We start from the raw sequence: 11405 nt of genomic DNA, 5'->3' as shown, positions 1-11405 counted from the left end.
CTCGACGGTTCGAGTGCTAAACCAGCAACCCATCCATCGGGCGCACCTTGCCGCTATCCGGGAACACCGCCGTGTCCAGTGTTCTCATGTCCAGCCGCAGGTGCCCGGCAAGCACGCCCTTGAACAAGGCCCTCATGTCCGTCGTCACGCGCACGTCCCGACCTTCGTTGAGATCGCCCGGAGCCAGTCCAGGCCACTGCCCGGCAATATGCCCCCCGCGAACCGCCCCGCCGGCCAGCAAGGCCAGCCCTCCCGTTCCATGGTCGGTCCCCCCGGTGCCGTTGACTTTGGCGGTCCGGCCAAACTCGCTCACCACGACCACCACCGTGCGGTCCCAGATCGGCTGCGCGGCCTCGTGGAAGGCCCGCAGTCCCACGTCGAGCTCGGACAGCTTGTTCTTCAGGATCGCGGCTTCGTTGGCGTGGGTGTCCCAGCCGGAATCCTCCACGAACCCGATTCGCGGTCCGTCGGCCTTGGCCATGAAGCGCCCCGCCGCCGTGGTGGCGGCCACCATGCGCGCTGCGCGGCCGCCCACGCCGGCGACTGTTCCCTGGGTGGCCATTGCCCGGGAAAAACTGGCGGATAGCGCCGCGTCATGCGAATAGAGGGGCTCGAGCCGCTGCAACAGGATCGGATTGACGTCCTCCGGCAGGGGCGGCGACCAGGTCGCGGCGTCCCCCGGGCCACGCATGATCAGCGGCATCACGCTGCCGATGGCCAATGCCTCGCCATCGGCCATTGCGCCGGCACAGCGGTTGAGCCAGCCGGTCCCGGCGCCACTGGGGCGACCGGTGCCATTCTCCAGGCAGTTCTGGGCGTCGAAATGCGAACGCTCCTGATACGGAGGGGCCACCGCCACCACCGGCAGCAGCTGCTTGCGCCGATAAAGATCGTGCGCGAAGGACAGCGACGGATGCAGCGCGAAGCTGCCATCCAGCGCCGGTGCATCGTCGGGAACCAGGCTGCCGCGCAGGCTGCGGTATTGGGGATCGTCGCGGGGAATCAGCGTATGCAGTCCATCCAGTCCTCCGCGCAAAAGCACGACCAGCAGCCGGGTATCGCCCGCTGTCCGGGCCTGGCCCTGCCACGGCCACAGGGTCAACGTGGTCACCGCGCCGGCAGCGCCCAGGAACATGCGTCGGGTCAGCGTCATGGTCAGATCCTCCACTGGAAGGCGGGGCTGGCGAACAGGAGGGCGAGGCCGTCACGCGGCGACTCGGCCCGGCGCAGGGCGGACCGCGTTTCTTCGTCCAGCGTGTCGGCGAAGATGGCGCGGGCGGTACCTTCCGGATCGAGCCGATCCTCCGGTACGGCCTCGGCCAGCGCCTGCGCACTCTGGATCCGCTTCCAGAGCGCATCCGGACCGCTCCACTGTGCGGCCTCGTCGGCGAAGCCGGCGGGCGAGCGCGGGGTGAACGGCGGTTGTCCCATCCTGTCCAGCAAGGTGTACAGGGCCTGCGGGCGGGAGCTGTCCAGCACGCCGCCGGCGCGCACAGCCGACAGCAGATAGTCGTCGGGCGTCTTGAACTTGCGTGCCGACTCGCCCCAGGCGGCCGGATGGCGGATCAACGCGGCATATACCTGCGCCAGGTCGCCGCCGGAAGCGAGCCAGGTTCTTGCCATCGCCTCCACCAGCGCCTGCGGCGGCTCGTCGCTGACCAGGTGGCGGGCGATCTTCCACGACACGTGCCGTGCGGTGGCGGGATGGACCGCAAGATCGGCCAGGACGGCCTGGCCCTGCGCCAGTCCGTCCTCGGCGTAGCGCTTGCCCATCACCACGCGCGATCCGCCTTCATGGGCGTTGGCGCGGAACATGAAGGCACGCACCGGCGCGCCGCGCTCGAAGTCCTGCGGCGCCGGCACGCTCCATCCGGTGATGGCCTTGGCCAGCTCGGTCACGTCCGCCTGCGAATACCCGCCTTGCACCCCCAGCGTGTGCAGTTCGAGGATCTCGCGGGCCAGGTTCTCGTTGAGCCCGAGTTCCCGCTCCGGATTCCGCCGATGTGCGCGGACTGCCAGTTTCGAGTCCGCCCCGGCCGATCGCGTGTTGTCCAGGAATCGCAGCATCGCCGGATGGGTTTCCACCGCCAGCAGCATGTCGGCGAATCGCCCCAGCACGTGCGGGCGGATCGCTTCGCGCTCCATCGGCGCGGCATAGGGCGCCGCCACGCGCTTGTCCACGGACACGGCGAAATGGTTCGACCAGAACCGCACCATGCGCTCCCTGAAGCTGGTCGGGCTGGCCACGGCAACCTGGTGGCGCAGCAGCAGTTCATGCAATTGCGCCTGCCGCTGGCGCCTGGCCAGCGGCATCGCGCCCCCGGCCGGGCCGCGTTGCCTGGATTCGCGCCGGGTTTGCCGCAGGGCAATGTCCTGGCGCAGATATTCCAGGCTGCCGGGCAATTCGGCCAACGCCGGCTCCGAAGCCGGCATTCGCAACTGCGCCAGGAGCCATTCCTGCGGGTCGGTGATCGAATCGATCTCACCGGGCCGGGCGCCCAGGCCAAAACGATTGGCCGCGCTGACAGCGTGCTGACGGTTCATGCGTGACGACCTTCAGTGCTCATGTGATGAGACATCGTTCGAGGTGGCGTCCGACAAGCGGGTCCGGGACGCACGTTCAACGGCAACGGTCGAACCGATCCGGCGATGCCCCCGGCCCGCCGCGCCAGCCCGGCGGGTTTTCCCAGTTGGTGCCCCGGCCACCGGCCGGACCTGGCGGGTTGTTGTCGATATCCATCCAGCAGCGGCGGCCCTGGTTCCACAAGCCGTATCGCGGATGCCAATAGCCCCAGCGCGGGCTGTAGTAATAACCGCCGCTGACGAGCTTGAACTCGTAACGCACGCCGTCGCGCCGGTAGAAACGCTGGTTGGGCGAAGCGCCCGGACCGCCACGCCAGCCCGGCGGGTTTTCCCAGTTGGTGCCGGGGCCGCCGGCGGGGCCGGGCGGATTGTTGTCCCAATCCCGGTGCTGGGCGGCAGCACAGCCGGTAACGGCCAGTGTGGAGAGCAGCATCGGGGCGATCCAGCGAATGGCAGTGTGCATTGCATGCTCCTTCTTGCTCGATGTGGAAGACACGCCAGGGACAACGCCTTGCTGGATGCCGCGCTGACGTGTCAAGTGATCACATTTGGGTAACAGCCAGCTACGTGATCGCCCCAGTCAGACGACCGGGGCGCCGCGCGTCTGGCTATCAAGGCCGCTTGATGCCATAGCCATGGGCCTGGCCTTTGCCTCGTACGGCGGCCTTGCCCTTGACGGAACCATCTCCGATGGCCACGCCCCGTCCGGCCACCGAACCGGTGCCCGATTTGCGGTGGATCCGGCCATCTTCGCCCCGGTAATACACCGTCCCCGTTCCGCTGGCCTGACCTTTGCCGATGGCCGCCCCTGTTCCCGTGGCCGTGCCGCTTCCGATGGCACCGCTGACAGGGGTGTTCCCATGCGTGGGCCGGACGGCGCCATCCCCTTCGACCCGCCCATGGCCGGCGACCAGTGCCTTTCCGTCCACCTCGCCTGCGCCCACCGCGACGCCACGGCCATCCACGGTTCCGGTACCCGATTTGCGATGGATAAGTCCATCTTCGCCGCGGTAGTAGACCGTGCCGGTCCCGCTGGCCTCCCCTTGGCCGACAGCGAGGCCTTGTCCATTCGCCGAGCCTTGGCCTGCCGCCATCCCGTTGCCGCTGACGCCGGTATCCTGGGCGGCCCACGCCGGTGGAACGGCCAAAACCAGCATCAGGATCACCGTATTCTGCTTCTTCATCGTCGTATCTCCATGACTGTCCCGGATCGGACACCGCCAGTCTCGAGAGCGATATCGGAAGGAATCCGGAAAGCCGGCTGGATGCGCTGCGGCTGGTTGGTTTAGGTTTAGCCGGCACCGCAGAGGCACCCCATGCAGCAGAGCCCCCGCATCCTGGTCGTCGACGACGAACCCAACCTGCGCCGCGCCGTGGAAGTCGCACTGCGCTTGCGCGGGTTCGAGGTCGACACGGCCGCCAACGGTCGGGAGGCGTTGGCGCGCATCGCACAGCGCCGCCCGGACGCCATCGTGCTGGACCTGGCCATGCCCGACATCGATGGCCTGGCGCTTCTCCCGCTCATCCGCAAACGCACACAGGTGCCGGTCCTGATGCTCACGGCAAGCACCGAACTGGGGGACAAGATCGTGGCGCTGGAGGGCGGGGCCGACGATTACCTCACCAAGCCCTTTGCCATGGACGAACTCAAGGCGCGGCTGGTGGCGCACCTTCGGCGCGGAGCGGGATCGAGCGACCTGCTGGCGTATGCGGATCTGCGTGTCGATCCACTCAGGCGCCGCGCATGGAAGTCGGATTCGCCATTGGCCCTGTCCGCGCGTGAGTTCGATCTGCTGGTCGGCCTGATGCGCGAGCAGGGGCGGGTCTTCCGCAAGAGCCAGTTGCTGGAGTCGGTCTGGGGAGTGGACGCCGAAGTCGGTACGGAAACGGTGGATCGATTCGTGTCCTTGCTGCGTGCGAAGCTGGAGGCCGATGGAAGCCCGCGTCTGGTCCAGACCGTGCGCGGCGTGGGCTACACACTGCGCATCGAGGAGAAAATCGGATGAAGCGCTCCACGCGAACGGCTTGGATTTCGGCCGCGGTGTGCTGCGTGCTGGCGTTGGCGATCCTGCTGATGGCCTTGCTGGTCTATCCGCGCGTGGGTCCGGGCGTGCTGAAGCGCTATTGGGCAGTGTCGGCCATCAGCCTGGTGCTGTCGGCGCTGGTCGGATACCTGATCGCGCAACTGGCCCAGGCCACGGTCGCACGCGACGCCCAGGCAAAGGAGTCAAGGTTGCGAAGCCATCTGGCCGAGGCCGGGCACGAGTTGCGAACGCCATTGGCGGTGATGTCCGCCTCGCTCGACAACCTGCGGCACGCCATCCGCCCTGGCGATACCAGCGCCTATACCCAGCTCGATGGCCTGCAGCAGGAGGTCAAAAGGATGAGCGCCCTGGTCGCCGACGTGTTGCTGCTGGCCCGGCTGGATGTCATGCGTCGCCCATCGAACGAATGGATCGCGCTCGTGCCGACGCTGGAAGAACTCGCGGCCGAGGTCAGGCAACTGGAACCGGATCGCGTGATCGCCGTACAGGCGGCTCCCGGACTTCGTGTTTGCATGGACCCGACCATGCTGCGCGAGATCATCCGCAACCTGCTGGACAATGCGCGCAAGTACGCTCCCGGATCGCCCATCGACCTGCGGGCGACCGCAGACAACGGCATGGTCCTGATCCAGGTCGGCGACCACGGCCCCGGCATGGACGAGGAAGACCGCATCCTGGCCTTCGAGCGCCACTACCGCGGCAGTACGTCGGTCGGGAAACCGGGCAGCGGGCTCGGGCTGGCCATCGTCCAGGCGGCGGTGTCGAAGCACGGCGGCTCGGTTGATCTGGACAGCCAGCCGGGCCGAGGCACTTACGTCCGTGTTCGCGTCCCCATGAATCAATGAAATTCATCCTGCAGGCTTGTCCGCCCACCCTTCATAACTCCAATGACAGATTCAACTCGAAAGCCGGGCGCAGCTAGGACGGAAGCGCAATGGTTCAGGGTCACGCCGCGGCACTATTTACGCCAGCCTGTGACCCAATTACCTACCTGATGCGAGTACCGTCGATCGCCAGAAGGTCTGGCAGGGCAAGGAGCGCGGACAGGTATTGGGAATAGTGAGCGAACGAGACCCGCCGATAGAGAAGTCGAGCATACCGCGCTCACAGGTGCATTGGCCGCAGGATGCGGTGGCGCTTTTCAAGGCGGTTGGTGGGGCTTTGCTTATGAGCAACAGTTCTATCCGATGCCAGGCCAGCGCTGAGGCCCAAACTCCCAGGACACCCCGCCACCGCGCACCGTCGCGGCGAGTTGCTGCCCCAGCCGCTGTTCGATCACCGGCCGCCACGGTACCAGGCTGAACCCCATGCCATCATCGAGCATCGCGTAGCGACCGCTGGCGAGCATGACCGAGCGACGGTAGATGCCGGCCACGCGCTGACCGTCGGCGATGGGCCTATGCTCCAGTCCGGTGTCGGCGGCAATGTCTTTCGTGGCTTGCGCCAATTCCCGATTGCGCAGCGTAGCCAACAGATTCCGGGTGAGGATCACGCGCTGGCCGCGCTTCTCGGCCAGCCCCCGTTCGGCCAGGAAGTCGGCACGCTGCTGCATCGCCTGCTTGGCCTCGCCACCAAAGCCCAGGTCGCCCAAGCCTCGGCCGCCGTTAATCAACTGCTGATCCAGCCAAGTGGCGCCGATGACGCGGGCCTGCCGCTCGATGGGTAGGTGCGATTTCAGCTCCACCGCCACACCGCCCAGGCGCTGCGCGTCGTAGCGGCGGCCACGCTCGGCCAGGTCGTCCGGCACCTTCCATAGCCCGTCGGCCACGCGCTCCACGATGCCGGCCCGGCGCAGGGCTTCCAGTCGGCGGACATGGGCCGCAACGACTTCCTGCGGGTCACGACCGGGCTTGGCTCGGCCTTGCTCAATCGCCAGGTGATGATCGGTGCGATACAGCCCATCGCTCGCCAGCGCGGCGATGTTCCTGTCGGCGGCGCGCACGTCGGCCGATCCCTTCACCTCCACCACGGCGCCGGTCGGATAGTTCGCCAGCTCGTCGCGGGCGTTCAGCGCGACGTAGTGGGCCTTGCCGTCCACGCCGTCGATGACCAGATAGCCGCGGTCGTGCAGTTCGTCGGCCAGCCCCTTGGCTGCTACGCGGCCGAAGATGGTGCGGCCGTCATCGCCCGGCTCGAACACCGCCAGCTCGCGCGGCTGTCCGCTCATGGCGCGCTGCATCGTGCGGATGATGTCGCCACGCTCGCCCAGGGCGCGCAAGGTCTTCTCGGCATCGGTATGGATGGCCCAGGAGCCCGGCTGCGCCTCGTCGGCCAAGCCCAGGCGCTGCAAGCGCTGCAGGCGGCCGATCAGCAGCAGGCGCTGGCGCTGCAAGCGGGGTTCGTTGAGCCGTTCGACATGCACCAGGCCATCGTCGCTGGCCTCGCGCTTCAAGGTGCGATCCAGGCTCGTCCACCGCTCCTGTTCCACCTCGCGCCCCAAGGTCTGCTGGATCTCCAGCTCGGTGCGCGGCCCCAGCCATTCGGTCGCCAGCTCGGCGGCGCGGTGGCGGAAGCCATCGGCGATGTAGTCGCCCGCGATGATGAGGTCTTTGCCGGTGTCGTCGCGCCCGCGCACGATCAGGTGGGTGTGCGGGTTGTCGGTGTTCCAGTGATCGACCGCCACCCAATCCAGCCGCGTGCCCAGGTCGGCTTCCATGCGATCCACCAGATGCCGGGTGTAGGTGCGCAGGTCGTCCAGTTCGGCCCCGTCCTCCGGCGAGACGATGAAGCGGAAATGGTGGCGGTCATCGGCGCAGCGTTCCTTGAAGGCATCGAGGTCAGCTTCGTCGGCCTGTGGCCCGTAGGCCCGGCCCGGTTCGCCATCGCGACCCGCGCCGTCGCGCTCGATGTAGCGCAGGTGCTTGGCGAGCGACTGTGGGCTGGCCCGTTGGTGATTGACCAGCAAGGTTTTGATGGTCACGCGCCGCGACATGGGCGTCAGCTTCGCGCCGGCGAAGCGCGCCGCCGTATGGCCGCGCCCCAGGCGTGAGCCGGGACGCTGGCCGGTGGCAGCCGCCCCAGGACGGCGCACCGCCGACTTGCCGCTGCTGGCTTTTCCGGCCTGCTTGAGCACCTTGGAAACGAAGCTCTGCCCCTGGCCCTTACCCCGGTTCTTCGGGGCGCTGGGGCGCACGCGGAAATCGTCGTCGCGGCGGTCGGTCATGGCCGTTCTCCCTGCAAGCTCTGGCGTGTCCGGTCGTGCGAAGCACGCGGACATGCCCGCATTGGCGCGACCTTCGCGCCGAACGCGGCACGGCGGCGAAGCCGCTCCGTGCCGCGCCACCCCCATGTGCAGACTGGCTTTCGACGCGGCCCGGTGCCACGTCCTTTTGTCTTGCCTTCCGCCTTTGCCCCTCGCTGTCGCTCCGGGCGTCGGCGGCCCGGCGGCGCTGCGCTGCTTGCAGCCAGCCCGCCGGCGAACGCGCCAATGGCCGCAGGCCGGGCGCGTTCGAGGCAAGACGCCTGCACGCTGGACGGCTGCGCCGGATGTTGCGCGAAGCGCGGCGCGAATGCGCCCGCGCTGCACGCGCGACGACACGGCGGCGGCAGCCGGAACGGCATGCCCGATGGCACGATGAGAGGCACGGCAACGTGCAGTGAATCGGCGGCCATCATGGGCGTGTCTTCAGCCAGACCGGGTGCGCGACGCCGATCACGGCGGATGCGCTGACCGGGCCGAAATAGCGGCTGTCGAACGACGCCGGATTGGTCACGCTCAACAGGAACAGCTCGCCCGGTTCGAGGCGGCGGCAAAGCTGCAAGGATGGCAGCGGCCGGCCCAGCCGGTCGGCAGGCAGCGCAGCGGCCGCAGGCACGCCGTCGATGCGTAGCTGCCCGGCGACGATGCAAACGTGTTGCGGCGCGACTGCGCCCACACGTTTGAGCAGCGGAACGCGGGTCGGCAGGTAGCCGCGCTGCGCAGCCAGCATGGCGGCCCTGTCGGGCAGCGGCACCAGCACGATGCTGTCCACGGACAACGGACGTGGCAGCGAGGCGGTGCGCGGGTCGAACGGTTCGATGCGATACCAGCCGATCGCCACGCTGTCGGACGGGTTGTAGGTCAGACGCGGCAGCGGCGACACGAAAGCCGCCCAGGCCAGCGCAGCGAGGCCGACGGCAGCGAAGCCCGCCAGCACGATGCGAACGCGCAGGCGCGAGCGAGGATGCGGCGCGACTTCGTGCGTGCATGTGGTGTTGGATTGGGTCGTCATGGCAGCGCCTTTCCGGCCAGCCAGGCGGCGTGCCGCTCGGCGGTGTATTCGGGCAGCGCCAGGCGGGCCGCCAGGCGGTTGCCCAGCGTGCGCCAGTACGCGGGCGACACGTCGATGGCGGCGATGCCTTGCCCTTCGATGCCGTCGATGCGTTCCAGCACGGCACGCACCGCGTTTTCGCCTTCGGCGTGCAGCAGCAGGCGTGCGCCTGGCCGCACGCCAGGGATACGCTGCATGTCGTCCAGCGGCGTGGCGGCTTGCATCACCATGAGCTGCCAGCGGATCGTGCCGTAGTCGTTGGCTTGCCAGCGGATACGGCAGAACACCATGCGCGGCAGGAACACCGCACAGCGCCGCCAGCGGTCGAGCCGCAGCGTGCGCGCAGGTTCGCCGAAGCGCAGATAGAGCTTGAAGCGCGGCTCGATGTAGGCGAGCGATACGCGGGTCATCGGCACGTTGCCGGGTCGGCCGGCGAGTGTTGGAAGCGAATGCGGCGGCGTAGCCGTGGCCGCGTTCGCGGCGGTCGCGGCGGTCGCGAGGGATGCGTTCATGGCGTGCTCTCCATGCGGTTCTCGGGAAACTCCCGTTCCAGCAGACCGCGCAGCAGTTCGGCTACGGTCACGCCCTGGCCGAAGGCGGCGATCTTGATGCGTGCGCGCAGCGCGGGCGTCACGTCGAGCGTGAGGCGTGCGGTGTAGAGGTCGCCTTTGTTGAGTGCATCGGCATCGCCCTGGCGAATCCACGCCTCGGCGTGCGGATTCGCGGGCGGACGTGCGCCGATGCCGACGCGCTTGCTGCGCGGGCCGCTCATGTCGGCCACCGCAGCAGTTCATCGGTGAGCGCGGCGATCTCGCGTGCGGCGGCGCTGTCGGGCGCGATTTCGCGGGCGAGCCGGCCAGCGGCCACGCTGTCGGCGAAGACGATGCGCTGGCGCACTTCGCTGCGCAGTGCCGGCAGCGGCTGTTCGGCCAACGATTGCCGTGCTTCCCTGCCGATGATGGTGGTACTGACACGCCGGTTGATGACAAAGGCCGCGCGCAGCGCAGGCCGGAACACCTGTGCCTCGCGGATCAGCGCCACCATCTCGGCGCTGGCCCAAAGGTCATACGGGCTGGGCTGCACGGGAATCAGCACGCGCTCGGCCGCCAGCAGCGCGGAACGCGCCAGGGCGGCGATGCGCGGCGGGCCGTCGATGATGATGTGATCGGCGCGGCGGGCCAGCTCCGGCGCTTCCTGATGCAGCGTTTCGCGGGCGAGGCCCACGGCGCTGAACAGCCGTGGCAAGCCCTGCTGGCTTCTGCGCTGCGTCCAGTCCAGCGACGAACCCTGCGGGTCGGCGTCCAGCAGGATGACGTGCAGACCGCGCATCGCCAGCTCGCCGGCGATGTGGGTGGCGAGTGTGGTCTTGCCGACGCCGCCTTTTTGATTGAGAAACGCGAAGATCATGGCGCGGCCCTCCCTGCTGGAAAGCCGGCCTGGCCGTGCCGTTTTGCGGTTGTCCACCGAAACGGCGCGCTTCTACTAAAAGTTAGAGATTTATAGTTAGGTAAGTTAGAGGGGGCGAAAACCCGCGCCGTTACTGGCTTTGCGGCGTTTTCGTACTCCTGATAGCACGATAGGCGTACTCCCGATAGCACGATACCCTGTACTCCTGATAGCACGAGGCCGTCCACACCTTTTCCCTCAGTTATCCCCGTGCCGTGAACGGCACGGGCCGGAAGGTCAGCAGTTCCAGCCTTTCGCCCGGCATCGGCTCGATGCCCAGGACGTAGCCGGGCAGCGACTGCCGCGCGACCAGCACGCGCAGGTCGTAGGCGAAGTCCGAGAAGCGCGCCGCGCTGCCGGACTTCCGGTGCAGGTGCCGGAAGTCGAATTGCCAGCCGTGTTCCTGCCGCCCGCCGTGCTTGCGCACCAGGCGGTACAGCCAGCGTTCGATACCGCCCTTCAAGCGGAAATAGGCCGGGTCGATGGTCAGTACCAGGGCGGCGTCGAGTACGCCGGCATAGAACCAGTCCGGCAGGATCAGTTCGATGCCCAGCGGCGTGCCGCTGGCGTCGGCCAGCTCGCGCCATTCGTTCACCCACGAAAAGCGATGCAAGCGCCGCCCGGTGGTTTCGCGGATGGACGTGGCCACGCTGGTCGATTGCAGCCGGTCGAGCGCGGCTTTCAGGCGCTTGTAGTCGTTGAGGGACGTGCCGCGCCCGATGAAGCGCAGGATTTCGTAGGGCGTGGCGTGTATCCAGCGCGACGGGCGAATGCCTGCGTCGCGCGCCTCCACGATCTGCGAGGCCGCCCAAATCAAAACGTCGGCATCCCATATCGTGGCGATGCCGTGCTCGGCCGTGCCTTCCACGCGGATGGTGATGTTCCCGCTGCGGAAGTCGATCGGCGCCGTGCGCCGCGACTTCGCCAGCGAGAAGAACGGAAAGGCCATCAAGTCCTGGCTGTCGCGCGGCGCCATGCCGTCGCCCGGCAGCGCGCGGAACAGGTCGAGCTGTTCCCGCTGCTGCGATCGCTGCCTCGACGGCAGCGATGGGCTGGACATGACGATGGCCACCGGCGAGCC

At 68.0% G+C, this 11405-nt stretch carries 12 protein-coding genes; 2 read left to right on the top strand and 10 right to left on the bottom strand.

All coding sequences use genetic code 11. The annotated features are described in order from the left end of the window. Nucleotides 1-16 precede the first annotated feature (16 nt). The 4 genes from WDC87_RS00255 to WDC87_RS00240 all read right to left on the bottom strand — a co-directional run bounded on the left by WDC87_RS00255 (nt 17) and on the right by WDC87_RS00240 (nt 3767). Entirely contained in the window at nt 17-1153 is a 1137-nt protein-coding gene (locus WDC87_RS00255; RefSeq protein WP_014646130.1) for a DUF1501 domain-containing protein, read from the bottom strand. A 2-nt stretch (nt 1154-1155) separates the two neighbouring features. Continuing rightward, on the bottom strand, nt 1156-2544 hold the full coding sequence (locus tag WDC87_RS00250) for a DUF1800 domain-containing protein (protein ID WP_014646129.1): 1389 nt from the start codon (nt 2542-2544) through the stop codon (nt 1156-1158). Between the two features lie 76 nt (nt 2545-2620). Further along, entirely contained in the window at nt 2621-3046 is a 426-nt protein-coding gene (locus WDC87_RS00245) for a hypothetical protein (RefSeq protein WP_014646128.1), read from the bottom strand. A gap of 148 nt (nt 3047-3194) precedes the next feature. Further along, nucleotides 3195-3767 (bottom strand): PE-PGRS family protein, encoded by a 573-nt coding sequence (locus tag WDC87_RS00240; RefSeq protein ID WP_014646127.1) that lies wholly within the window; start codon nt 3765-3767, stop codon nt 3195-3197. A 132-nt stretch (nt 3768-3899) separates the two neighbouring features. Here WDC87_RS00240 and WDC87_RS00235 point away from each other — a divergent pair, with 132 nt between their 5' ends. After that, the gene (locus WDC87_RS00235) at nt 3900-4589 is read left to right on the top strand and encodes a response regulator transcription factor (protein WP_014646126.1); all 690 of its coding nucleotides are present in this window, start codon (nt 3900-3902) and stop codon (nt 4587-4589) included. Further along, nucleotides 4586-5473: a HAMP domain-containing sensor histidine kinase gene (locus WDC87_RS00230; RefSeq protein ID WP_014646125.1), complete on the top strand. Its 888-nt coding sequence runs from the start codon at nt 4586-4588 to the stop codon at nt 5471-5473. The genes WDC87_RS00235 and WDC87_RS00230 overlap by 4 nt, the downstream gene beginning before the upstream one ends. Nucleotides 5474-5808: 335 nt before the next feature. On the opposite strand, the gene WDC87_RS00225 is transcribed toward WDC87_RS00230, so the two are convergent. The 6 genes from WDC87_RS00225 to WDC87_RS00200 form a co-directional block, all read right to left on the bottom strand. Then, nucleotides 5809-7791 carry a relaxase/mobilization nuclease and DUF3363 domain-containing protein gene (locus WDC87_RS00225; protein ID WP_014646124.1) on the bottom strand — a complete coding sequence of 661 codons (1983 nt, stop codon included), beginning with the start codon at nt 7789-7791 and terminating at the stop codon, nt 5809-5811. A 448-nt stretch (nt 7792-8239) separates the two neighbouring features. Next, nucleotides 8240-8839, bottom strand: coding sequence for a S26 family signal peptidase (locus WDC87_RS00220; RefSeq protein ID WP_014646123.1), 600 nt, complete (start codon nt 8837-8839; stop codon nt 8240-8242). After that, complete coding sequence (locus tag WDC87_RS00215) at nt 8836-9390, bottom strand: DUF2840 domain-containing protein (RefSeq protein ID WP_014646122.1); 555 nt, start codon at nt 9388-9390, stop codon at nt 8836-8838. The genes WDC87_RS00220 and WDC87_RS00215 overlap by 4 nt, the downstream gene beginning before the upstream one ends. Continuing rightward, nucleotides 9387-9650, bottom strand: coding sequence for a hypothetical protein (locus WDC87_RS00210; protein WP_014646121.1), 264 nt, complete (start codon nt 9648-9650; stop codon nt 9387-9389). Before WDC87_RS00210 ends, WDC87_RS00215 begins: the two co-directional genes overlap by 4 nt. Beyond that, nucleotides 9647-10285, bottom strand: coding sequence for a ParA family partition ATPase (parA, locus tag WDC87_RS00205; protein WP_014646120.1), 639 nt, complete (start codon nt 10283-10285; stop codon nt 9647-9649). Before parA ends, WDC87_RS00210 begins: the two co-directional genes overlap by 4 nt. Nucleotides 10286-10526: 241 nt before the next feature. After that, nucleotides 10527-11384: a replication initiator protein A gene (locus tag WDC87_RS00200; RefSeq protein WP_087948673.1), complete on the bottom strand. Its 858-nt coding sequence runs from the start codon at nt 11382-11384 to the stop codon at nt 10527-10529. Nucleotides 11385-11405: the final 21 nt, after the last annotated feature.

The organism is Stenotrophomonas maltophilia group sp. Smal12, from assembly GCF_037079935.1.
Lineage (GTDB): Bacteria > Pseudomonadota > Gammaproteobacteria > Xanthomonadales > Xanthomonadaceae > Stenotrophomonas > Stenotrophomonas sepilia.
This window is presented reverse-complemented; position numbering and strand designations above follow the sequence as displayed.